This is a genomic window from Neorhizobium sp. CSC1952, from assembly GCF_030378245.1.
Classification (GTDB): domain Bacteria; phylum Pseudomonadota; class Alphaproteobacteria; order Rhizobiales; family Rhizobiaceae; genus Neorhizobium; species Neorhizobium oryzae_A.
The window spans coordinates 4,108,983-4,132,629 of sequence record NZ_CP128416.1; the positions used below are offsets into that span (position 1 = coordinate 4,108,983).

General features: G+C 63.8%; 20 protein-coding genes and 1 tRNA gene. 13 read left to right on the forward strand and 8 right to left on the reverse strand.

The annotated features are described in order from the left end of the window. Positions 1-12: 12 nt before the first annotated feature. The 5 genes from QTA58_RS19815 to QTA58_RS19835 all read left to right on the forward strand — a co-directional run bounded on the left by QTA58_RS19815 (position 13) and on the right by QTA58_RS19835 (position 5,613). A complete protein-coding gene (locus QTA58_RS19815) occupies positions 13-1,707 on the forward strand; it encodes an iron ABC transporter permease (protein ID WP_289670431.1) in 1,695 nt (564 codons plus the stop codon). Continuing rightward, entirely contained in the window at positions 1,695-2,723 is a 1,029-nt protein-coding gene (locus tag QTA58_RS19820; RefSeq protein WP_289670432.1) for an ABC transporter ATP-binding protein, read from the forward strand. Before QTA58_RS19815 ends, QTA58_RS19820 begins: the two co-directional genes overlap by 13 nt. A gap of 51 nt (positions 2,724-2,774) precedes the next feature. Further along, on the forward strand, positions 2,775-3,884 hold the full coding sequence (locus tag QTA58_RS19825) for an endonuclease/exonuclease/phosphatase family protein (protein WP_085424583.1): 1,110 nt from the start codon (positions 2,775-2,777) through the stop codon (positions 3,882-3,884). Then, the gene (locus tag QTA58_RS19830; RefSeq protein ID WP_289670434.1) at positions 3,881-4,630 is read left to right on the forward strand and encodes an NUDIX hydrolase; all 750 of its coding nucleotides are present in this window, start codon (positions 3,881-3,883) and stop codon (positions 4,628-4,630) included. The genes QTA58_RS19825 and QTA58_RS19830 overlap by 4 nt, the downstream gene beginning before the upstream one ends. Before the next feature lie 65 nt (positions 4,631-4,695). Next, positions 4,696-5,613, forward strand: coding sequence for a PhzF family phenazine biosynthesis protein (locus tag QTA58_RS19835; protein WP_289670435.1), 918 nt, complete (start codon positions 4,696-4,698; stop codon positions 5,611-5,613). 63 nt (positions 5,614-5,676) lie between these two features. Here the strand turns inward: QTA58_RS19835 and QTA58_RS19840 are convergent. Next, positions 5,677-5,752, reverse strand: a tRNA-Lys gene (locus tag QTA58_RS19840). Positions 5,753-6,047: 295 nt separating this feature from the next. Between QTA58_RS19840 and QTA58_RS19845 the strand changes: the two genes are divergently transcribed. Continuing rightward, positions 6,048-6,839, forward strand: coding sequence for a BA14K family protein (locus QTA58_RS19845; protein ID WP_289670436.1), 792 nt, complete (start codon positions 6,048-6,050; stop codon positions 6,837-6,839). 5 nt (positions 6,840-6,844) lie between these two features. On the opposite strand, the gene QTA58_RS19850 is transcribed toward QTA58_RS19845, so the two are convergent. The 3 genes from QTA58_RS19850 to QTA58_RS19860 form a co-directional block, all read right to left on the reverse strand. Next, positions 6,845-7,786, reverse strand: a complete 942-nt coding sequence (locus QTA58_RS19850) for an acetamidase/formamidase family protein (protein ID WP_289673233.1) — start codon at positions 7,784-7,786, stop codon at positions 6,845-6,847. A gap of 61 nt (positions 7,787-7,847) precedes the next feature. Then, positions 7,848-9,044, reverse strand: coding sequence for an MFS transporter (locus QTA58_RS19855; RefSeq protein ID WP_289670438.1), 1,197 nt, complete (start codon positions 9,042-9,044; stop codon positions 7,848-7,850). A gap of 104 nt (positions 9,045-9,148) precedes the next feature. Continuing rightward, positions 9,149-10,084, reverse strand: a complete 936-nt coding sequence (locus QTA58_RS19860; RefSeq protein ID WP_085424578.1) for a LysR family transcriptional regulator — start codon at positions 10,082-10,084, stop codon at positions 9,149-9,151. Positions 10,085-10,240: 156 nt separating this feature from the next. On the opposite strand from QTA58_RS19860, the gene QTA58_RS19865 reads away from it, so the two are divergent. The 3 genes from QTA58_RS19865 to QTA58_RS19875 all read left to right on the forward strand — a co-directional run bounded on the left by QTA58_RS19865 (position 10,241) and on the right by QTA58_RS19875 (position 15,583). Further along, positions 10,241-11,038, forward strand: coding sequence for an alpha/beta hydrolase (locus QTA58_RS19865; RefSeq protein WP_085425122.1), 798 nt, complete (start codon positions 10,241-10,243; stop codon positions 11,036-11,038). Positions 11,039-11,095: 57 nt separating this feature from the next. Then, positions 11,096-12,277: an efflux RND transporter periplasmic adaptor subunit gene (locus tag QTA58_RS19870; RefSeq protein WP_085424577.1), complete on the forward strand. Its 1,182-nt coding sequence runs from the start codon at positions 11,096-11,098 to the stop codon at positions 12,275-12,277. A 123-nt stretch (positions 12,278-12,400) separates the two neighbouring features. Then, positions 12,401-15,583: a multidrug efflux RND transporter permease subunit gene (locus tag QTA58_RS19875; protein ID WP_289670440.1), complete on the forward strand. Its 3,183-nt coding sequence runs from the start codon at positions 12,401-12,403 to the stop codon at positions 15,581-15,583. A gap of 120 nt (positions 15,584-15,703) precedes the next feature. On the opposite strand, the gene QTA58_RS19880 is transcribed toward QTA58_RS19875, so the two are convergent. Continuing rightward, on the reverse strand, positions 15,704-16,474 hold the full coding sequence (locus tag QTA58_RS19880) for an SDR family oxidoreductase (protein ID WP_289670442.1): 771 nt from the start codon (positions 16,472-16,474) through the stop codon (positions 15,704-15,706). An 11-nt stretch (positions 16,475-16,485) separates the two neighbouring features. Here QTA58_RS19880 and QTA58_RS19885 point away from each other — a divergent pair, with 11 nt between their 5' ends. Both QTA58_RS19885 and QTA58_RS19890 read left to right on the forward strand, forming a co-directional pair. After that, a complete protein-coding gene (locus QTA58_RS19885; protein ID WP_289670443.1) occupies positions 16,486-16,725 on the forward strand; it encodes a hypothetical protein in 240 nt (79 codons plus the stop codon). A 139-nt stretch (positions 16,726-16,864) separates the two neighbouring features. Beyond that, the gene (locus QTA58_RS19890; RefSeq protein ID WP_289670444.1) at positions 16,865-17,545 is read left to right on the forward strand and encodes an HAD-IA family hydrolase; all 681 of its coding nucleotides are present in this window, start codon (positions 16,865-16,867) and stop codon (positions 17,543-17,545) included. A 4-nt stretch (positions 17,546-17,549) separates the two neighbouring features. On the opposite strand, the gene QTA58_RS19895 is transcribed toward QTA58_RS19890, so the two are convergent. Next, on the reverse strand, positions 17,550-18,911 hold the full coding sequence (locus QTA58_RS19895; protein ID WP_289670446.1) for an APC family permease: 1,362 nt from the start codon (positions 18,909-18,911) through the stop codon (positions 17,550-17,552). A 308-nt stretch (positions 18,912-19,219) separates the two neighbouring features. Between QTA58_RS19895 and QTA58_RS19900 the strand changes: the two genes are divergently transcribed. Both QTA58_RS19900 and QTA58_RS19905 read left to right on the forward strand, forming a co-directional pair. Then, complete coding sequence (locus tag QTA58_RS19900) at positions 19,220-19,885, forward strand: methyltransferase domain-containing protein (protein ID WP_289670447.1); 666 nt, start codon at positions 19,220-19,222, stop codon at positions 19,883-19,885. Between the two features lie 15 nt (positions 19,886-19,900). Continuing rightward, on the forward strand, positions 19,901-20,536 hold the full coding sequence (locus tag QTA58_RS19905; RefSeq protein WP_289670448.1) for a TetR family transcriptional regulator: 636 nt from the start codon (positions 19,901-19,903) through the stop codon (positions 20,534-20,536). Here the strand turns inward: QTA58_RS19905 and QTA58_RS19910 are convergent. Then, positions 20,523-20,960: a YqaA family protein gene (locus QTA58_RS19910; RefSeq protein WP_289670450.1), complete on the reverse strand. Its 438-nt coding sequence runs from the start codon at positions 20,958-20,960 to the stop codon at positions 20,523-20,525. The genes QTA58_RS19905 and QTA58_RS19910 overlap by 14 nt on opposite strands. A gap of 73 nt (positions 20,961-21,033) precedes the next feature. Next, positions 21,034-23,574, reverse strand: coding sequence for a protein translocase subunit SecD (secD, locus tag QTA58_RS19915; RefSeq protein WP_289670451.1), 2,541 nt, complete (start codon positions 23,572-23,574; stop codon positions 21,034-21,036). Positions 23,575-23,647 lie beyond the last annotated feature (73 nt).

Sequence of the window (23,647 nt, forward strand, 5' to 3'; positions counted from 1 at the left end):
TATAAGCGCCTCATGGCACAATCCGGGAATCGGGGAAACAGCCAGCCACGCTGGCTGTTTCCCTTTGTCGTAACGGCGATCTTTTGTCTGAGCGTGCTGCCTCTGGGGCGGCTTGCGGCGACCGGCATCGCGTCTGCCATGCAGGGCGGCGCGCGCCAGCTCCTCTCCGATCCGGCGCTCTGGCAGGCGGTTTACGACACGCTGACCACGTCCTTCTTCGGCATGATCGCGGCGGTCCTGCTCGGCGGCGGCTTCGCGCTGCTGCTGACGTTGTTCGACATCCGCGGCAAGGCGGTGCTGGGCTTCCTGTTCATGCTGCCGACGATGATCCCGCCGCAGGTGACGGCGCTTGCCTGGATCGGCATGACCGGTCCGTCGAGCGCGCTCCTGAAGGCATTGGGGCTTGCACCGCCGTTGGGATCGCCCCAGCCCCTTTATTCCGTCGGCGGCATAGCGCTGCTCTACGGCGTGCAGAACGCGGCACTCGTCTATCTCTCGCTCAGGGCCGGGCTGCTGGCGCTGCCGCGCGATGCGGTGGAGGCCGCACGGCTTTCCGGCGCTTCATCATGGCAGGTATTGAAGGATGTCGTCCTGCCGCTCTCTCTGCCAGGCCTTGCCGCGGGTGCGGCGATCGCCTTCGTCTCCTGCGTCGGCAATTTCGGCATTCCGGCGATATTGGGCATTCCCGCATCGATCTACACGCTGCCGACGCTGATCTATTCGAAATTCGCCGCCTTCGGTCCCGGCACCTTTGCGGATGTCTCGCTTCTCTCGGGGATGATCGCCATTCTCTCGGTCGTGGGGCTCAGCGTGGAGGAGCGCGTCCTGCGCGGCCGCGACTATCGCGTCATCGGGCTCTCGGGGCAGGTGGCGGTGTTCCGGCTGGGCGGGTGGCGGTATCCGGTAGAGATGGCGCTCTGGCTGACGATCTTCGTGATCCTCGTCATGCCGCTTACCGCCCTTGTCGCAAGTTCGCTGGCGCCGGCCTACGGCGTGCCGCTCAGTCCGGCGACCGTGACGATCAAGGCTTACGAGGAAATCCTTTTCCGGCAGGCGGTGACGCGGACCGCGTTCACCAATTCCATCACGCTGTCGCTCGCCACCGCCTTCGGTCTCCTGGTGGTGACCGTGCTGACCGGCTATTTCCTGGTGCGCGGCAGGAGCCGGTTTGCGCCGGCTCTCTCGGCGCTTGCCGAGATCCCTTACGCGCTCCCCGGCATCGTGCTGGCGGTCGCCTTCATCCTGCTCTTCGCGGCGCCCATCCCCATCGTCGGCATCTCGATCTACGGGACGATCTGGATCATCCTGATCGCCTATTTTTCCAGTTTCTTCGCCGTCAGCCTGAAGCCGGTGGTCAGCGCCTTCCGGCAACTCGATCCGTCGCTCGAAGAGGCGGCCAGGCTTTCCGGCGCGGGGTTCGGCCGGCGGCTTGCGGATATTCTCGTGCCGCTGGTGGCGCCGGCCGCGGGCGCCTCGGTGATCCTCGTCTTCCTGATCGCCTGCAACGAGCTCACCGTTTCGGCGCTCCTCTGGTCGGCCGGCACCCAGACGCTCGGGGTGGCGATCTACAATCTCGACGACAGCGGCAGTTTCAACCTCGCCGCGGCCCTTTCCGTGCTCGTCGTCATCATGGTCGTGGTGATGATGCTGGCGCTGGAGCTAATGGCGAAACGACTGCCGAAAGGTGTGGTGCCGTGGCGAAGCTGATCCTCAACCGCTTGTCCAAGACGTTCGATCTCGGCGGCAGGCCGGCGGTCAACGATGTGTCGCTGACAGTACGGGAAGGCGGCTTCCTGGCTCTCCTCGGTCCTTCCGGCTGCGGCAAGACGACGGTGCTCAGGATGATCGCCGGCTTCGAGCAGCCGACGGACGGTTCGATCCTGCTCGGTGAACGGCTGCTTGCCGACGCGGGCGACATGGTGCCGCCGGAACACCGCAACATGGCGATGGTCTTTCAGTCCTACGCGCTCTGGCCGCATATGAGCGTTGCCGAGAATGTCGGTTATCCGCTCAAGGTGCGCGGCATTTCCGGCGAGAAACGGCAGCGGAAGGTGAAGGAGGCTCTTTCTGCCGTGAGGCTCGAAAGTTTCGCCGACCGGCGACCCGCCGATCTTTCCGGCGGGCAGCGCCAGCGCGTGGCGCTCGCCCGCTGCCTCGTCACCGAGCCGGACGTCGTGCTGCTCGACGAACCGCTCGCCAATCTCGACCGGCATCTGCGCCAGGAGATGGAGGAGACCTTTCGCGATTTCCATGCCCGCTCGGGCGCGACGATGATCTACGTCACGCATGACCAGGCTGAGGCGATGGCGCTCGCGACCGACGTTGCCGTGATGTCGGAAGGCCGGCTGCTGCAGGTCGCGACGCCGGAGGAGATCTATGCGCGTCCGGAAGGCCGCCTCGTTGGCGGGCTAGTCGGGCAGGGGGCGATCCTTTCGCTTCCGTCACCAGAGGGTGACAAGAGGCTTCTTGACTGGCCGGCGGTGCAGAGGCTGCTGACTGCGGAGGGAGATGCACCGCGCGCCGATATCCTCGTGCGCCCGCAGGACGTGGAGATCGCGGCCGAAGGCGCGGCCGTCACCGTTCTTTCCGTTCTGTTCGAGGGTGAGCGTTACGCGCTGCGGCTTTCGCTTCCGGACGGGCAGGCGCTTCGCGCCTTCAGCCGCCGGCCGGTCAAGGTCGGAGAGGCGCTTTCGATCGTCATCCGCTCCGCCTGGAGATTGTAGCCACGCTGCCGCGTGCCGGTTATGGTGCCGACCAAAACAGGGAAACGTCGAATGCCGCTGCGCCTTGCCACCTTCAACATCGAAAACCTGATGACGCGTTTCGATTTCTCCGGCTGGCGCAACCAGCTCCGGCAGGATCGTGTGCTGAGGCTTTACGACGTTCAGGACAAGGCGATCTACCAGCAGCTCGAACAGGCCCGCCTGATCGCGGAGACGGACGATACGCGGCAGCTTTCGGCGCTTGCCATCGCGGAAGCCGATGCCGACATCCTCTGCCTGCAGGAGGTCGACAACATGCCGGCACTGGAGGCCTTCGAATACGGTTATCTCTACCGCATGGTCGGCAACGGTTACCGGCAGAAATATCTCGTCGAGGGCAATGATTCCCGCGGCATCGACGTGGCAGTGCTGATGCGCGAGGAGACCCGCAGCGGCGAGAGGATCGAGGTGCTGGACGTGCGCAGCCACGCCATGCTGACCTATCAGGACCTCGGCCTGTTCAACGAGGAGCTGGCGCTGACCAGCCAGCCGCATGACAAGATCTTCAAGCGCGATTGCCTGGAGATCGACCTGAAGATCGGCGGCAGGCCGTTCTCGCTCTATGTCGTGCATTTCAAGTCGATGACCAACGGCCGCGAGGGCGGCGATGGCCGGACCGGCACGATGGCGATCCGGATCGCGGAGGCGAAGGCGGTGCGGCACATCATCGAGCGCCGGTTCGGCAAGGGCCGGACGGCGGACAAGAATTTCGCCATCTGCGGCGACATGAACGACTATCAGGAAAAGGTGCAGGTGATCGGCACCCGGCGCGAAGGCTATCGCTTCGAGCCGAGGCGGGAAGAGGCGAGCGCGCTGGACGTGTTTTCGCACGACGGATTTGTCGTGAACCCGATCGGGCGCCGCGACGTGATGGACCGCTGGACGCTCTACCACGCCCGCGGGCCCGAGGAGCAGCATCTTTGCCAGCTCGATTACATCTGGCTCTCCCCGGCGCTCGCCGAGCGCAATCCGGACAGCGTTCCGGAGATCGTTCGCGGCGGGCAGCCGTACCGTACCGTCTTCCCGCCGGGGCAGGAGGTCGAGCGGTTTCCACGAATCGGCTGGGACCGGCCGAAGGCGTCGGATCACTGCCCCGTCGTCATGTCGCTGGAGCTGAAATGACCGTCGAACTTTCGGAGGATTTTTCCGGCTGGCCGCCGGAGAAGGCCGTCTTTCACGTCGATCGGGTGAAGATGCGCATCCTGCCGGGCGAGCATCCGCTCCATCTGGCCGAACGGGAAGCCATCGCCGAGAACTGGAGGGAGGAGATTGCCGCCAATCCTGCTCTGTTCGACGGCCGGATGATCCTCCAGATGCGGATCGGCCTCGGTCAGGACGGGATCTTCAGCGAGGGCCATGTCATTCCCTTTTCCACCTTCCTGTGGTGGCGCAAGCAGCCGGAGCGGCAGGGCGGGTTGCACATCTATGCCTATCCCGTTCTCGAATCCCGCGATGGGGCCTTGGTGGCGATCCGGATGGGAGAACACACGGCGAATGCGGGCATGGTCTATTTCGCCTGCGGCTCCTTCGAACCCGAGGATGTTGTCGACGGCCATTGCGACCCCGAACGCAACATGCGGCGCGAAGTGCTGGAGGAGACGGGGATAGACCTGCACGACGCTACAGGCAGCGACGGTTATTACGTCGCCCATTACAGGCGGGCCGTGACGCTCTTCCGTCTCTTCCGGTTCGAGCTGACGGCGGAAGAGATGATCGCCCGGATCGAACGGCATATGCAGGTGGCGGAAGACAAGGAGATCGCCGGCGCGGTGGCGATCCGCTCGGCCGATCACGCCGCTTATCCCTACAATGTCGGCATGCTGCCCGTTCTGGACTGGTATTTCGGCGAGGGACAAAAACCGCGATGAACGGGGTTGCGCCAGGCGGGCCGCTCGGGCAGTTTGGCGCCATCGAAATTAAGGGGGAGGTGCCGTTGGCCCGTCGCTACTGCATCTATGATGTCTTCACCGACAAAAAACTTTCCGGCAATCCGCTGGCGGTGATCTTCGACGGTGACAGCCTTGCCGATGAGGCCATGCAGGAAATCGCGAGAGAGATGAACCTCTCCGAGACGGTTTTCATCCAGCCTTCCACGAACGCGGCCTATGCGGCGCGGCTGCGCATCTTCACGCCGGGCAGGGAACTGCCCTTTGCCGGCCATCCGACCGTCGGTACGGCCGTGGCGCTCGCGGAACGCGACTACGGCGCCCGTGAGGCGAATATGGACCTGGTCTGCGTGCTGGAGGAGAATGTCGGGCCGGTACGCTGCGCTGTGCGGCTTCGCAAAGGCGAGGCAGGGTTTGCCGAATTCGACCTGCCGAGAAAGCCGGCGCGGATCGATCTTCCCCTCGACCGGCAGGGTATCGCCGATGCGTTGAGCGTCAAGGCGAGCCATATCGGTTTCGAGAATCACGTGGCGTCGATCTGGAGCGCCGGCGTGCCTTTCCTGATGATTCCGCTGCACAATCTCGCAACCGTGCAGAACCTGGAATTCGATCCCTGCCTGTGGGTGAAGGCGGCGCCGTTCGTGGAGGGCTCGCTGGCTTCGGCTTACGTCTATTGCCGCGGGGGCGTGCATCATCAGGCGAAGTTCCATGCGCGCATGTTCTCTCCGGACATGGGGATTTCCGAAGACCCGGCAACGGGCGCCGCGGTCGCGGCGCTTTCCGGCGCGATCCGGCATTTCGATGCGCTGCCGGACGGCCATCATCCGGTCCTCGTGGAGCAGGGCGTCGAGATCGGGAGAGCGTCCTTCATCTATCTGCATATCGACGTGAAGGATGCGGAGATCGCGAGAGCCCGCATCGGCGGGCAGGCGGTCAAGCTTGCGGAAGGCACGCTCGATCTGTAATTTTCGTATCGCGAAATATTAATAGACTAGCCACATTGGTGACCATCTAAGTGGTGGGAAAGATGGTGGGTGATGTAGGGCTCGAACCTACGACCCGCTGATTAAGAGTCAGCTGCTCTACCAACTGAGCTAATCACCCGAACCGTCTGCGGCGAGGCATCCTCGCTAGCGGTGTGAGGGGCGTATAAAGGGGTTCGTTCAGCTTGTCTAGCGGCTCTGCGAAAATTCTTTGCCTGATCGCTGAAAAAAATCAGCGCTCGGATTTTACCTCTATAGAAGGTATGGGTTGAATTAAATAGGCTGAAGTTTCAAAGATTTGAAGCGTCATCGTATCGCGCTGCAACTATCTGTGATCCGTATCAGGTGGCTTTTATCCATTTCCCGGGAACTGCGGTGGCATCGTCGGCATTTGACTGCGAAATGCGGAGCGTGTCGTGAAGCCTGTCCTTCTGCTTTTGGCAAGCCTTGTACTGGTGGTGCTGGTCTTCTTGAGCGGCGTCATCATCACCGCCAATGTGATTGCCGAACCGGAACCGCACCGCCTTGCCAACATGGATACGCCGGACCTCTGGACGACCAGCCCGAAGCCGGTCGATACGTCCAAACAACGCTACGAGCGGGTTGCGCCGTCGACGCCTTCGGGTTCCGTCCCGGACGCCGACAAGAAGCCCGATGTTCAGGTGCCCGGGCAGGCTCCCACCCAGCAGAGTGCTGCCGCAGCGCCGAATGCGGGAGCAGGGAATGCGGCAATCGACGACATTGTGACGGGTTCGGTCAATCCGAAGCCCGCGGCAGACATGGACCCGAGGACAGCCGGTTTCCGCAATCCGCCGCAGCCTGCTCCCATGGTGAGTCCCGCCCATGCCGAATGGTGTTATGCCCGCTATCGTTCCTATCGGGTGGAGGACAACAGCTATCAGCCTTATAGCGGGGCGCGCCGCCAATGCCGGCCGCCCGGCGCCGGGCCGGGTATGGCCGCAGTTTCACCGGACGATCCGCGGCAAGAACCGATACGGCATGACGAATTGCAGCCGGTTCCGGACGAGACGGTGCCAGCCGACGACGTCGCCGATTACACCGATCCGCAAATGATCGAAAGCGATACGCCCGTCGGAGCGCATGAGGAATGGTGCTTTGCCCGTTACCGCTCCTACCGCGTCGAGGACAACAGCTATCAACCTTTTGACGGAAGTTCGCGCCGTCAGTGTCGATCGCCTTACGGCTGATGCCTTCACGCGGCGTGGACGAGCTTCTTCGCCATCATCATGTGGACGCCTTTGCAGCCGTTGACCGTCTGGGTGATCCTGAGGTCGCCCGCCAGGCTGCACAGCGTATAGGCATCCTCCCGCGACAGGCCGCCCTTTTCGCCGAGCAGCACGATCATATCGCGCAGAGCCATGACGGCGCATTGATCGAGGTCCGGGTCCATGCCCATGGTGATGTAGTGGGCGGGCGTCTCGGCGCGGGGATAGACGAAATCGAGATCGTCGCGTACCGTGAGCTGGAACGTGCCGCGCAACGCCGTCTCGATCGCGGTGATGCAGACCTCGCCGTCGCCCTGGGCGCCGTGACCGTCGCCGCAGGAGAAGAGCGCGCCTTCGTTGAAGATCGGCAGATAAAGCGTCGTGCCGGCGACGAGTTCCTTGTTGTCGATATTGCCGGCATGGGCACGCGGCATGATCGAGGTGATGCGGCCCCAGTTCGGCGGGGGCGCGACACCCATGACGCCGAAGAAGGGTGCGAGCGGCAGATCGAGTCCCCAGGGCAGGCGGCCGACATTCCTCTCCTTGTCGAGCGGAATGGTCAACAGCCGCGTATTCTCGAAATCATAGGGCAGGGTGCCGGCCAGCGGACGGATGACGTTGTAGCCCCAGTCCTGGCGGAGCTCGATATCGAGGATCTTGACCTCGAGCACCTGGCCGGGTCTGGCGCCGCGCACCGCAACCGGGCCGGTCAGGATATGGCCCTGCATGATCGGCCGGCAATTCTCGTGGATTTCGAGATGTTCGGGAAGGATGGAGAAGCCTTCTCCGGGCAGCACCTCCGGCGGACCCGAGACGGTCTCGATCACCACCGTATCGCCGCTCTCGATGGTCAGTACGGGCTCTCGGGCGGGATCGAAGTAACCCCAGGCGCAGGTTTTCGACGACGCGGCGACGTGATGTTTCATGATCTGCTTCCCCTTGTTTGGCCAGGGGGAGACTAACGGATTTTGCAGCGCAAGCCAGCCTGCCTCATGCCGTCCTGGGACGCGCCGCGGCGATCCGGCGTTCCGTCTGGCGCAGGAGGAGCGCCAGCACGAAACCAAGCCCGGTTGCGCCGGCGATGTAATAGGGGGCGCCCTGCCAGCCGGCCGCGGCCACGATCGAGGCGAGCAGCATCGGTCCGAAGACCTGGCCTATGTTGGAACCCTGCATGACGAAGCCGCTGAACGTGCCGACAAGGTCGCGGCGCGGCGCATAGACCGGCAGAGAACCCATGATGGTCGCCGGCAGGACGCCGCCGGAGGCGGCATAGAGCACCGAAGCGGCATAGCGCATCCAGAGCGGAAAGCTATGGCCGAAGACGATGAAGGCCGTCAGCGCCAGCATCACGCAGGGGCCGGCGATCAGGATCCAGCGCGGAGCGCCCCAGCGGGCGAAAACGCCGCCGAACACGTTGCCGACGCCGTTTGCCAGCACCGCAAGCGCGGTCATGATGGAGGCGGCCGTCAGACCGATCCCCATCTCCTCGATCAGCAGCGTCGGCAGGAAGCCGAAGACGGACATGAAGCTCGCGCTGTAGGCGACGAAAATGCCCGAGAGGATCCAGGAAACGGGGCGGGATGCGGTGAGCTTGACGGAGGCCGGCAGGGATGCCGGAGGCTGCCCAGCGGGCTGCGGCTGCGCCGTTTTCATCGCCATCAGCGCGAGCATGGGGATGAGGCTCAGGACGGCAGCGAAAACCCAGGAGCCCTGCCAGCCGAACCCCGGCAGGAGGAAAGGCGAGAATATCATCATGACCGCAACGCCGACCGGCATCCATACGCCCCAGAGCGCCAGTGCAAGGCCTGTGTCGCGCGGATCGATCGAGGAGGCGATCAGGCCGGGTGCGGCAACGGAAACCATGATGAGCCCGACGCTTTCCAGGACGCGGCTTGCGAAAAGCAGCAGTTCGGAGAGCGTCGCGGCCCCGATCAGGCTGCCGGCGATGAGGAGCGCCAGGCCGAGGATCATCGAGCGGCGATGGGTCAGGTAGTCGGTGAAGCGGCCGATGACGAAGCCGCAGGCCGCGCCCAGCGCGCTCACCAGCCCCATCAGCCAGCCGGCAGCGACCAGATCCATGCCGAGTTCGGAGCGCAGCAAGGGAATGGCGGGCGGTACCTTGCCGACATGCAGAGCGGCTGCGATGCCGCCCAGTACGGCGATTGCGACATGTCCCCAACGCGTCATGCTCAGACTATTCCAATTACAAAATTCCCGGAGAAGGCTTTATCACCCCGGAACGAGTCGAGGCATAAATTCCTGGGTGGGACGCATGATTTCTCGGCTTAACGTCAGCTCGCCTTGCGGATCTGCTCGCGATTGTCCTCGACCTTCAAATTCTGCACGAGCTTGGCAAGCCAGTCGACGAAGACGCGGACCTTGTTGCTCAAATGCCGGGTCTGCGGATAGACGATGTAGAGGGGCAGGGATTCGCAATGCCAGTCGGGAAGCACCTCGACGAGATCGCCTTTCTCCACCGCTTCCCGCACCATGAAGCGCGGCGACTGCACGATGCCCATGCCGGAGACCGCTGCGTTCACATAGGATCGGGCATCGTTGACGGAGACGATATAACGCGGCGTAATCTCCAGTTCCTCATCGCCGCGGCGGAATTCCAGCGTCCTCACGCGCCCCGACTGGGCGTTCAGGTAACCGACGGAAAAATGATCCCCTTCCAAGTCCTTCGGATGTTCCGGTATTCCTACGTTGCGGACGTAGAGAGGGGCCGCGTAGGCCTGCATGCCGAGCTCGCCGACCTTGCGGGCGATCAGCGACTGGTCGGTCGGCGTCCCCGCCCGCAGCGCGCAATCGACGTTTTCGGCGATGTAATCGACCAGCCGGTCGCCGACGCCGATATCCAGCCTGATCTGCGGATAGCGTTGGTGGAAGTCGCAAAGCGACGGGACGACCAGCAGGTCCGCGAAGGCGCCGGCCATTTCCACCCGCAGCCGTCCGGACGGCTGCGTCTGCGAATTCGACATGCTGCCGTCGAGCTCATCGAGTTCGGAGAGGATCTGCGTCGCCCGCTCGTAATAGAGCGCGCCGTCGGTCGTCACCATCACCCGGCGGGTCGTGCGGTTGAGCAGCGTCGTGCGCAAATGCCCTTCGAGGCTCTGAACGAGATTGGTGACCGTCGTCTTCGGCATATTGAGCGTCGCTGCGGCGCGGGTGAAGTTGCCAGTCTCCACCACGCGGACGAAAACGCGCATCGCTGAAAGCTGATCCATCTGAGCTTCCTCGCTGCATTGCAGCATTGTTTCTGAATTTGGAATAGTGTTGCCGAATTCCGTGAACTTGTGGGAATTCTCTCGAACAATAATATCAGGTTCAAGATTGACGGCAAGCACCTCCTCTTCAATAAGGGTGCCGCACGGGATTTTTCAATGACGGCGCAGTGGGAAAATATCGCTTTTGACAGGTCGGTGAAGCCGCCTGTGCCCATGCGTCTTTATGAAGGCGCCGTTGCGGGCAAGGTGCCGCCGCTGGTACTCTACCTGCGTGGCGGCGCATTTCTGGACGAAGGCCGGAGCGAAAGCGAGCGGCCGATCGGAAAGGCGCTTGCGGAAACCGGGGCCGTGGTCCTCGAAGCGGACTATAGCAGCGTTTCGCACAACGTGTTTCCGCAGGCGATGGAATGTGCTTTCACGGCGCTCAATTGTCTCGCCAGCCGTCGCAAGCAGTTCGGCAGCGCGAAATCGCGGCTTTTCATCGCCGGCGACGAGGCGGGCGGCAATATCGCCGCCGGGGTGGCGCTCAAGGCGCGCGACCAGATGCCGGGCGAGCTCAGCGGCCAGATCCTGTTGTCGCCGATGATCGACCCGATGATGGCGACGACGTCTTTCCGCAAGGCCGACGAAATCGGCATGCGGGAGCGCTGGTCGGACGGCTGGAGCCATTACCTGCGTACGGCCTGCGTGTTCCAGCACCCCTATGCCGCGCCGTGTCTCTGTTCGCGGCTTTCGGGTGTCGCGCCGGCACTCGTCGTGACATCGGAGGACGATCCGCTGCGCGACGAGACGATCGGTTACGCCGAACGGCTCGCAGCCGCGGGCGTGTCGGTCAGAAAGAAGGTTTTCCCGGCGAGCTGCGGCTGGACGGGCATATACAAGGACGGCGACGGGAAATGGATGAGGACGCTCTGCGCCGAATTCACCGGCTTCGTCCAGGAATTAAGTGCGTAACATATTGTATTTAAAGGAAGCTAACGGCCTCCTCCCAAGGCCGTAAGGAGAGTATCGATGACATCGAAGATCAGGAACTGGGCCCTGTGGGGCACCGGACTGGGCACGGCTGCGCTGATCGCAGGCGCCTCGGTCTATCTCGATCTGCCGCAGGGCGCCAATGCGGCGCCGGCAGCGGCAGCCGCGGCTCCGGCCGTTCCCGTGACGGTCGCCACCGTCGAGCCGCGCAACGTTACCACCTGGCAGGAGTTCTCCGGCCGGCTGGAAGCCGTCGATCGCGTGCAGATCCGCCCGCGGGTCGCCGGCACCATTCAATCGGTGCATTTCCGCGAGGGTGGACTGGTGAAGCAGGGCGACCTGCTCGTCACCATCGATCCCGAGCCCTACCAGGCGGCGGTGGCGCAGGCCGAAGGCCAGGTGGCCTCCGCCGAAGCCAGGGTCGAGCTTGCCGCGACCGAACTCGAGCGCGGCAAGAATCTCGCGGCCAAGAACACCATCTCGCAGAGTGATCTCGCCCAGCGCCAGAGCACCCGCAGCGAGGCGCTCGCCAATCTCCAGTCCGCCCAGGCGGCGCTGAAGGTGGCGCAGCTCAATCTCGGCTACACGCAGATCCGCGCGCCGATTTCGGGCCGGACCGGCAGGCTGGAGATCACCGTCGGCAATCTCGTGGCGGCAGGTTCGGAGTCCGCCGTTCTGACGACGCTGGTTTCCTCCGACCCGATCTATGCGAGCTTCGATGCCAGCGAAGAGCTGGTGGCCCGCACGCTCGCCGATCTCCCCGTCGAGAACGGCGTTCCGGCGATCGAACGGGTGCCTGTCGAGGTGAATACGCTTGCCGACAACGGCACGCCGATCCGTGGCAAGCTGCAGCTCATCGACAACGAGGTGAATGCTTCCAGCGGCACGATCCGCGTCCGCGCCGTCTTCGACAATCCCGGCGGTCGTCTGATCCCCGGCCAGTTCGTGCGGGTGCGCATGGGCCAGCCGAAGGCTCAGGACCATCTGATGGTCAGCGAGCGCGCCGTCGGCACCGATCAGGACAAGAAGTTCGTCTTCGTGGTCGATGCCAACAATACCGTCGCCTACCGGCAGGTGGAGCTGGGCCTGGCAGTCGACGGCCAGCGGATCGTCGAAAAGGGCCTGAACCCGGGCGACCGCATCGTCGTCAACGGCCTGCAGCGCATCCGTCCCGGTGCGGTGGTGGAGCCGCAGGACGAAGCCAAGGTGGCAACGAAGTAACCCGCTGACCGGCACTGCCGGCCAGCTCTCGCAAGACATCAATCGCCTTTGTCGCCTGCAGCCGCCCGGCTGCGGGACGGGCGCTTTCCGTTTCTTGTTCAACCCCGGAGAGAGGGCTTTGACATGAATATATCCAGGTTTTTCGTCGACAGGCCCGTCTTTGCGGCCGTGTTGTCGATCCTCATCGTGGTGGCGGGCCTCATCGGCATGCGCGCACTGCCGATTTCCGAATATCCCGAGGTCGTGCCGCCGTCGATCGTCGTGCGCGCCACCTATCCCGGCGCAAACCCGACCGTGATTGCCGAAACGGTGGCGACGCCACTGGAAGAGCAGATCAACGGCGTCGAAGACATGCTCTACATGTCCAGCCAGGCGACGTCCGACGGCGTCTTGAACGTGACCGTCACGTTCAAGCTCGGCACCGATCCGGACAAGGCCCAGCAGCTCGTGCAGAACCGCGTCTCCCAGGCCGAGCCGCGCCTGCCGGCGGAGGTCCGCGCCCTCGGTATCACCACCGTCAAGAGCTCGCCGGACTTCATCATGGTGGTGAACCTCGTGTCGGAGGCCGACAACTACGACATCACCTACCTGCGCAACTACGCGACGCTGAACGTCAAGGACCGGCTCGCCCGCATCGAGGGGGTCGGCCAGGTTCAGGTCTTCGGCGCTGGCGACTATTCGATGCGCGTCTGGATCGACCCGCAGAAGGCGGCCGAGCACTCGCTTGCCGCCAGCGACATCTCGAACGCGATCCGGTCGCAGAACGTCCAGGCCGCAGCCGGCATCATCGGCGCATCGCCGAGCCAGCCGGGCGTCGACCTGCAGCTCAACGTGAACGCCCAGGGCCGCCTGCGGACGCCGGAGGAATTCGGCAACATCATCGTCAAGAGCGGTCAGAACGGCGAGATCACCAGGCTGCGTGACGTCGCCCGCATCGAGCTCGGCGCTGCCGACTACACGCTGCGCTCGCTGCTCGACGGCCGTCCGGCGGTCGCCGTGGCGGTTCTCCAAGCACCGGGTTCCAACGCGATCGAGATCGCAGACAACGTCCGCGCCACCATGGATCAACTGCAGCTGGCGATGCCCCAGGGCGTCAAGTACGAGATCGTCTACGACACGACCAAGTTCGTACGCTCCTCGATCGAGAAGGTCGTCGATACCTTGCTCGAAGCAATCGCGCTCGTGGTTCTCGTCGTCATTCTCTTTCTGCAGACCTGGCGCGCCTCGATCATCCCGCTGATCGCCGTTCCGGTATCGATCATCGGCACGTTCGCGGTCATGTATGCCTTCGGCTTCTCGATCAATGCACTGACGCTCTTCGGCCTCGTGCTGGCGATCGGCATCGTCGTCGACGACGCGATCGTCGTGGTGGAGAATGTCGAGCGCAACATCGAGAACGGGCTCAGTCCGCGCGACGCGACCTATCGCGCCATGAAGGAAGTCTCCGGCCCGATCATCGCGATCGCGCTGGTGCTTGTCGCCGTCTTCGTGCCGCTCGCCTTCATCTCCGGCCTGTCCGGTCAGTTCTACCGGCAATTCGCACTGACGATCGCGATCTCGACCGTCATCTCGGCGATCAACTCGCTGACGCTTTCCCCGGCGCTTGCCGCCCTTCTTCTGAAGGACCATCATGCGCCGAAGGACTGGCTGACGCGGTTTATGGACGCGGTCTTCGGCTGGTTCTTCCGCGGCTTCAACTGGGCCTTCGGAGCCGCTTCCAACGGCTACGGCCGGACGATCGGCGGATTGCTCTCCCGAAAGAGCCTGGTGATGATCATCTACCTAGCGCTGGTCGGTGCGACCTACAGCATGTTCAATGCGGTGCCGGGCGGTTTCGTGCCGGCGCAGGACAAGCAGTACCTGATCGGCTTTGCCCAGCTTCCCGACGGCGCCACGCTCGACCGCACGGAAGAGGTGATCAAGCAGATGAGCGACATCGCCATGGAGCAGCCGGGCGTCGAACATGCGATCGCCTTCCCCGGCCTGTCGATCAACGGCTTCACGATCGGCTCCAATGCCGGCATCGTCTTCGCCGTTCTCGACGATTTCGAGGAGCGCGAGACGCCGGAGCTTTCGGGCGGCGCCATCGCCATGGCGCTGAACCAGAAATATGCCGGCATCCAGGATGCGTTCATCGCCATGTTCCCGCCGCCGCCGGTCAACGGCCTCGGCCAGACGGGCGGGTTCAAGCTGCAGATCGAAGATCGGGCCGGCCTCGGCAACCAGGCACTCGACGAAGCGGCCAAGGCGGTTCTTGCCAAGGCGTATCAGACGCCGGAACTCGCCGGCATCTTCTCGAGCTTCCAGATCAACGTGCCGCAGCTCTATGCCGACCTCGACCGCGCCAAGGCCGAACAGCTCGGCGTCTCGGTGACGGACGTCTTCGAAACGCTGCAGATCTATCTCGGCTCGCTCTACGTCAACGACTTCAATGCCTTCGGCCGCACCTACAGCGTCCGGGTGCAGGCGGATGCGAAGTTCCGCGCCAAGCCGGAGGATATCGGCCAATTGAAGGTCCGTTCGCAGTCCGGCCAGATGATCCCGCTTTCCGCCCTGCTGAAGGTGGATGCGCAGACCGGGCCGGAACGCACGACGCGCTACAACGGCTTCCTGTCCGCCGACATCAACGGCGGGCCGGCACCGGGCTTCTCGTCCGGCCAGGCACAGGCGGCGATCGAGAAGATCCTCAACGAGACGCTGCCTTCCGGCATCGACTTCGAGTGGACGGACCTGACCTACCAGCAGATCCTCGCCGGCAATTCGAGCATCGTCGTCTTCCCGCTGGCGCTGCTGCTCGTCTATCTCGTGCTCGCGGCCCAGTATGAGAGCCTGACACTGCCGCTGGCGATCATCATGATCGTGCCGATGGGCGTGCTCGCCGCCTTGACGGGCGTCTGGCTGACAGGTGGAGACAACAACATCTTCACCCAGATCGGGCTCGTGGTGCTGGTGGGACTATCGGCGAAGAACGCGATCCTGATCGTGGAATTCGCCCGCGAGCTGGAGTTCGAAGGCCGGACGCCGTTCCAGGCGGCGGTCGAGGCGAGCCGGCTGCGCCTGCGTCCGATCCTGATGACGTCGATGGCCTTCATCATGGGTGTCGTGCCGCTCGTCGTCTCGACGGGGGCCGGTGCCGAGATGCGCGTCGCCATGGGCATCGCGGTCTTCTCCGGCATGATCGGGGTGACCTTCTTCGGCATCTTCATGACGCCGGTCTTCTACATGCTGGCACGTTTGCTTACCGGCAGCCGCCCCCTGCGGCAGCACGGCACGGAGGCGGCGCCCGCTCTCTCTCCAGCGGAGTAAGCTGGCCTCCAGGCCGCGCGGGTTCTTTCCACCGGGGACCCGCGCGGCAACTCCGTTTCCATCGCTTTGTTTTACGCAATTCCGGACGGAAAACCGCTACACACTTTTCCTGGAATTGCTTTAGAGCGCTCCGCCGTCTATGACGACCGTCTGGGCCGTCATGGCAGCGGAGGCGTTCGAGGCGAGGAACAGGCAGGGGCCGACAAGGTCCTCGGCCACCAGGATCCGCTTCAGGCACTGGCGGGCGATCATCGCGGCGATATCCTCTTCCTTCAGCCACAACGTCTTCTGGCGTTCGGTGACGATCATGCCGGGCAGGATGGCGTTGACGCGGATGTTTTCCGGCCCGAGCTTTCCCGCAAGGCTTTTGGTCAGTCCGACGATGCCGGCCTTGGCGGTCGTGTAGGCGGGCATTTCCCCCATGTTGAGCAGATAGGCGATCGAGGAGAAATTGACGATCGCGCCACCGCCGGCCTTGCGCAGATGCGGGACGGCGGCCTGCGAGACGAAGAACATCTGTTTCAGGTTGATCGCCTGGGATTGGTCCCAATACTTCTCCGTCACGGCCTCCAGATCGTGCCGGTCGTCCCAGCCGGCATTGTTGACCAGCACGGACAGCGAACCGAGTATTTCGGCTGCGCGATCGACCGCCGCTTTCGCCGCGGCGACATCGCTGAGATCGGCTTTCAGGTAATGAACGGAATGGCGGGCTTTTTCCGAAACGCGTGCCGCAAGACCGCGGCTGGCATCATCGGCAATGTCGATGAAGGCGACCCTGGCGCCTTGCGCGGCAAAGCCTTCCACAAGCGCTGCACCAATGCCCGATCCGCCGCCGGTGATCAGCACGCCGCGATCGGCAAGATCCGTATGACGAGCAGAGACTTCGGCCAAGACCACCTCCCTTGTTGGCGTCGGTCGCCATTTCTACCGCGTCGATGTACGAACACAAGAATGCCTGCCAAAGTCTCGCCATCGGTTGGCGTCATCATCAGGCCATGACCATAGCGACGGGAATAGCCGTGGGCGTCGGGCTTGGTACGGTGCTCGGTACAGCCATCTTCGACAATATCGGAATCGGCATAGCGGTCGGCATCGTGATCGGCGTTGCCGTTTCGCAGTTCATGCATTCGCGATTTAGATAGCTGCGCCTGCGCGGGCTTTCATGGGCCAATCCATGTGCGGGGATTTGCCTTTCGACGCCGCAGCAATTACTCGGAGAGACGCAGTTTTTTCCGACCAATTTTCCGAGTCGGAGCCACGACGACGACAAAGGAATTTTCCGTGCCCTCCCGCGCCACCGCACTTTCTCTTCCCGAAAAGACCTATGCCGCCTTCCTGTTCGACATGGACGGAACGATCCTGAACTCGATCGCCGCCGCCGAAAGGGTCTGGGGCCGCTGGGCCGCCGCGATGGGGCTCGACGTGGAAAAATTCCTGCCGACCATGCACGGCAAGCGCGGCATCGACACGATCAGCGGATTGAACCTGCCGGGGATCGATCCGGTGGCCGAAGCGGAACTCGTCCTGCGCGGCGAGATCGAGGATGTGGACGGCGTCGTGCCGATCCCGGGCGCGGTGGAGTTCCTCTCCGCGCTTCCGCCGGAGCGCTGGGCGATCGTCACGTCCTCGCCGATCGAACTGGCGAAACGCCGGCTCGGCGCCGCGGGCATTCCCGAGCCCCGCTACATGGTGACGGCCGAAGACGTCACCGTCGGAAAGCCCAATCCGCAAGGCTATATCCTGGGCTCCGAAAGGCTCGGCGTCAGCCCGTCGGACGTGCTGGTTTTCGAGGACGTGCTCGCCGGCATTCAGGCGGGCGAGGCGGCCGGGGCGGACGTGATGGTGATCACCGCGACCCATTCCCATCGGATCGAAACCGGGCATCCGAGGATACCCGGCTATCTCGAGGTCGTGCCGCATATCTCCGAAGACGGACGGCTGTCGGTTCGCCTCAAGGCCTGATTGCTCAAGCCGTCTGGTTTGCTGCGCGCATGATGCCGATCGTCGCGAACCAGAGTACGACGCCGAGGCCGATGAGGCAGGCGGCGATCACGTACTGGACCGGATCGCGGCCGGTCCAGGGACCGGCGAGGAAGGCGCATGAGATGGCGCCCAGCACCGGCAAAACGGTCGGCGTGCGGAAATGCCTGTGCTCGACCTTGTCCTTGCGCAGCACCAGCACCGCAATGTTGACGATCGTGAAGACGCAGAGCAGCAGAAGCGCGGTCGTGCCGCCGAGGGCCGGCACCCCGCCGGCAAACAGGACGAGGGCGACCGCGAGCAGCGACGTGAAGAAGATCGCCACATGGGGCGTGCGGCGGCTTGCATGTACTTTGCCGAGAACTCCCGGCAGCACGCCTTCGCGGCTCATCCCGTAGATCAGCCGGCTCGCCATCATCATGTTGATCAGTGCCGAATTGGCGACCGCGAACATGGTGATGACGGCGAAGATGCCGATCGGGAAGCCCGGCGCTCCGGCCTGGATCACCTTGAGCAGCGGCGTTTCGCCCTCGCCGAGCTCGTTGGCCGGTACAAGCGTGATGGCGGAGATCGCCACCAGCACGTAGATCACCCCGGTAATCGCAAGGCCCGTCAGCAGCACTTTCGGAAACATGCGGCTCGGTTCCTTGGATTCCTCGGCCATGTTGACCGAATCCTCGAAGCCGACCATGGCGAAGAAGGCGAGCGTGGTGGCCGCAATCACCGGCCAGAAGACGCCGCTCCCTTCCGGCGTCGCAAAGGTCCAGGCGCGCGATACGTCGCCCTGGCCGCCGGCGATCGCCCAAAAGCCGATGCCGATGATGATCAAGAGACCGGTCAGCTCGACGACGGTCAGCAGCACGTTCATCTTCACGCTCTCGCCGACGCCGCGGAAATTGATCGCGCCGACCAGCACGATGAAGCCGATGGCAAGCAAGGGCACGCCCCAGGTGCCGACGTCCATGCCGAGCGAGGTCGCGAAATTGGCGGCGAAGGCGCGCGACGCCGTGGCCGCCGAGGTGATTCCCGACGACATGACCGCAAAGGCCACCAGGAAGGTGACGAAGTGGATGCCGAAGGCCTTGTGCGTGTAGAGGGCGGCACCTGCGGCGCGGGGATATTTGGTGACGAGTTCGAGATAGCTGCAGGCGGTCAGCAGCGCCACGACGAAGGCGATGAAGAAGGGTAGCCACACGACGCCGCCCACCTGCGCGGCCACCTGACCCGTCAGGGCATAGATGCCCGTGCCGAGAATATCGCCCACGATGAAGAGGAGCAGCAGGCCCGGTCCCATGACCCGGTTGAGTTCCGTCTCCTGTTCGCCCAGTTCCGCGACCGGTTCTTTCATCAGACTCCTCCTGAAATGATTTTCGTCCCGCAATTCCTTCAATGAAAACAGAGGCCGCGAGTTCCCTCGACGAAGATGATGATGCCTGATTGCTGCAGGGGTTGTCGCTGGAGGCACATTTTCGTGATAATATTGCACTCGATGCAATAATTCACTAAGTACCGCTTCATTGCCGCGCACCGGCAAAATATTGCACCCAGGCGGAGCATTTTTCAAAACGGAGGTTGTTTATGCCTTGGAATTGCCACGCAGGCTGTCAAGCTCGGCGGAATACTCGATCGCATTTTCAAAATGGTGAGTCTCTGACCATGACAGCCGACGCCGCCTTCTCCGATTTCTTGCATTTCTTCCGTTCCTGGATCAGCAATCCTCTGCGTGTTGCCGCCGTCGCCCCCTCCGGCGATTCCCTTGCGCGGCTCATGACCCAGGAGATCGCCCCGGTCGACGGGCCGATCATCGAGCTCGGGCCGGGGACAGGCGTCTTCACCCGCGCATTGCTTGCCCGCGGCATTGCCGAATCCGATCTGACGCTGATCGAATACGGCGCGGAATTCGTCCCCGGCCTTCAGCGGCGTTTCCCGCAGGCGCGGGTGCTGCAGATGGACGCCGCGAAACTCGGCCATGCCGATCTCTTCGAGGGCGAACCGGTGGGGGCGGTAATCAGCGGCCTGCCGCTGCTGTCCATGTCGCCGCGCAAGATAACCGCGATCCTCGGCGGCGCCTTCACCTATATTCGCCCGGGCGGCGCCTTCTACCAGTTCACCTACGGGCCGCGCTGCCCGGTGCCGCGGCCGATCCTCGACCGGCTCGGCCTCAAGGCAACGCATATCGGTCACACGGTGCGCAATATTCCGCCGGCCGCCGTCTACAGGATTTCCCGGCGCAAACCGCTCGACCTGACACGCGAGCGTCCCAAATATGGCGGCGGAGCGGAGGCGGGCCCGATTCCGGATGCCGGCCGGACGGGTGAGTGAGCGAAAACGGGTGGAATGACGAAAGCAGGAATTACGGAGACCGAGGGCAGGCGCGAACGAAAACGCCGACAGACCCGCGAGCGCATCGAACAGGCGGCGATGGAACTGTTCCTCGAACGGGGATTCGACGCGACGACGATCGAGGACATCGCCGCACGAGCGGATGTCTCCAAGCGCAGCTTCTTCGATTATTTCCCTTCCAAGGAAGACGTCGTCTTTGCCTGGCAGGACGGGTTTGCGGATCGGATGATGGAGGCGATAGCCTCGCGGCCGGCCGACGAGCCGGCGGTCCAGGCGGTGCAGTACGGGTTGGTGAGCGCCGTCGTGTCGGCCGCCGACGAGAGGGCGCTGAAGCTCGGCGAGCTGATCCGGTGCACGCCGGCGCTGAGAGCCAGGGACCAGCTCAAATACGCCAAGCTGGAAGCGAAGCTCACCGAGGCGCTGAAGGCCCGCAGCCGCAGCGACGAGGAGCGGGAGCGCATGCGGCTTCTGGCGGCGGTCGTGATGGGTGCCTTGCGGGTGGGCGGCGAACGCTGGGCCGAGCAGCCGCCGGGCGTCTCGCTCGAAACCTTCGCACACCGTTTCTTTGCCGATTTCTGGAAAACGCTCGGCGATTTCGGCGGTGAAGGCAGCGGCATCAGAACAGACTGAGCGTGGCGGCGGCCAGCACCAGATAACGTATTCCCTTGCCGATGAAGACGAGAACGAGGAAGGTCGGCAGCGGCTCCCTGAGAACGCCGGCCGCCACGGTGACGCCGTCGCCGCCGATCGGCAGCCAGCTCAATAGCAGGGACCATTTCCCGTATTTCCGGTACCAGACCTGGGCCTTTTCGAGCTTTTCCGGTGTCACCGGAAACCAGCGCCTGTCGCGGAACCGTTCGATGCCGCGGCCGATGAACCAGTTGACGGCGGCGCCCAGCGTGTTTCCCACCGTGGCGACCAGAAGCAATCCGGCGAGCGAATATTTTCCGGTGAGGATCAGGCCGACAAGGATCGCCTCCGATTGCATCGGGAAAATCGTCGCGGCGATGAAGGCTGCGGAAAAGAGCCCCGCATAGGCGGCGAAATCGAGCATGGCTGGACCTGGGCAAGGCGAAACAAAAGGGCGGACTTCCGTCCGCCCTTCCGGAATCTTGGGGTATCGGCGGTCAGGCCCGGCTGGCGCGCTCGCCTTCGTCGATGACGGTTTCGTCGGCAGCCTCGGCCTGATGCGCCTTCCGGCGCGTACGCCAGTCGCCCAGGAAGAGCAGGATCGGCGCAGCGATGAAGACGGAGGAGGAGGCCGCGATGACGATGCCGAATACCATCGGGATCGCGAAGCTTTCCACCGCGCTGCCGCCCCAGATCGCCATCGGCAGCATGGCGAGGAAGGCCGTGCAGGACGTGTAGAGGCTTCGGGCAAGCGTCTCGTTGATCGACCGGTCGATCAACTCCCGCAGCGGCATCTTCTTGTAGAGCCGCATGTTTTCGCGCATGCGGTCGTAGACGACCACCTTGTCGTTGACCGAGTAGCCGACCAGCGTCAGGAGCGCTGCGATGGCGGTCAGGTTGAAGTCGAGACCGGTCAGCGCGAAGAAGCCGATCGTCTTCGTCACGTCGAGGACGAGGGTCGCGATCGCGCCGACGGCGAAGGGCCATTCGAACCGCGCCCAGATATAGACGAGCATGGCGAGCGAGGCGAGCACGACGGCAAGGATGCCGGCGGTGGCAAGCTCGCCGCTGACCTTCGGACCGACGACTTCGGTACGCTCCACCTTGGCGCTCGGGTCGATCTTGACCACTTCCGCCTTCAGCCTCTCGACCGCCGCCGTCTGGGCTTCTTCGCCGCCCGGCTGGCGTTCGACGCGCACCAGGAGGCGGTTGTTGCCGCCGAATTCCTGCAACGCGACTTCGCCCATGCCGAGTTCGCCGAGGCCGGAGCGGAAGGCCGCGAGATCGGCTTCCTGCTGAGTGACGACCTCCATCTGGATGCCGCCGCGGAAATCGACGCCGTAGTTCAGGCCGGGGGTGATGAAGAGGACGATCGAGGCGAGCGACAGCACGATCGACACGCCGATACCGATGAAGCGACCCTTCATGAACTGGATCTGGGTGCCGTCCGGTATGAGGTTGATCGGCAGGAGCGGCTTGATGTCGATCTTCTTCAGCTTCTGCCGGGCGGCGATGTAGATCATCACCACGCGGACGATCGAGACGGCCGTGAACATGGAAATCCCGATGCCGAGACCCATCGTGACGGCGAAGCCGCGGACCGGACCCGTACCGAACCAGAAGAGCAGCACGGTTGCGATAAGCGCCGTTACGTTACTGTCGACGATGGTGGAATAGGCGCGCTTGAAGCCCGCATCGATCGCGGCGAAGGCGCTGCGGCCCTTTCGCGTTTCCTCCTTGATGCGTTCGTTGATGAGAACGTTGGCATCCACCGCAAGACCGATGCCGAGTACGATACCGGCGATACCGGGCAGCGTGAGCGTCGAACCGATCAGGGTCAGGCCCGCAAAGGTCAGGATGACGTTGATCAGGAGCGCGACATTGGCAAGGATGCCCCATGCGCCGTAGAGGAAGAACATGAAGGCGACGACCAGGCCGAAACCGATGAGGCCGGTGAAAATGCCCATCTCGATGGCGTCGGCTCCGAGATCGGCGCCGACGGTGCGTTCCTCGATGACGGTCAGCTTGGCGGGCAGGGCGCCGGCACGCAGGAGCGCTGCGAGCGTATTGGCTTCTTCGACGGTGAAGCCGCCGGAAATCTGACCGGAGCCGCCGGTGATCGGCGTGCGGATGACAGGGGCGCTCAGTACTTTGTTGTCGAGCACGATCGCGAACGGCCGGCCGACATTCTGCTGGGTGATCTGGGCGAAGCGGTTGGCGCCGGCACTGTCGAAGCGGAAGTTGACGACCGGCTCGTTGGTCTGCTGGTCGAAGGCGGCGCGGGCATCCGTCAGCCGGTCGCCGGAGAGCTCGACCCGGTCAAGCACGGGATATTGGTTGCCGCCCTCGTCGGCGAGCATGGTGACGCCGGGCTGGCCCTGCTGGCCGAGCAGATGGAAGCTCATTTTCGCGGTCGAACCGAGAAGCTGGCGAAGGCGCGACGGATCCTGCTCGCCGGGGAGCTGGACGAGGACACGGTCGGAGCCGACGCGCTGGATCGTCGGTTCGGCGACGCCCACCTGGTCGACGCGCTGGCGGATGATCTCGAGGCTCTGCTCGACGGCTGCGGTAATATGCGAATTGATGCCCGCATCCGTCTGCGCGATCGAGATCGTGTTGTCGGTGGGCGTGGTGATCGAAAGATCGCTGCCGCCCACGGTCGTGCCGAAGCCGACCGGGTTGGCGAGCGTCTGCAGCTCGGTCACGGCGGCGGCGCGCTGGGCCGGATCGCGGAGTGCGACCGTGATCGCATCGCCGGAGCGGCGGATCGCCGACGTGTTGATGTTCTTGTCGCGGAGAACGCGGCGCGCATCCTGAAGCAGGCTCTGGACGCGTTCGTTGATCAGATCGGCACGGTCCACTTCCAGCACGAGGTGCGAACCGCCGCGCAGGTCGAGACCGAGCGAAACGCGGCTATGCGGCAACCAGGAGGGAAGACGGTCGAGCGCCGACTGCGGGATGACGTTCGGCAACGCCACCAGGATGCCGATCAAGATGATGAGAGCATAGCTCGCCACCAACCACGGGGAATTTCTCATGTTTCTAATCCTGCTGAGCCCGCGTCGCGCTTCCAGGCGGTCAGGGGCGGTATGCATTTATTCGTGAAAGCGC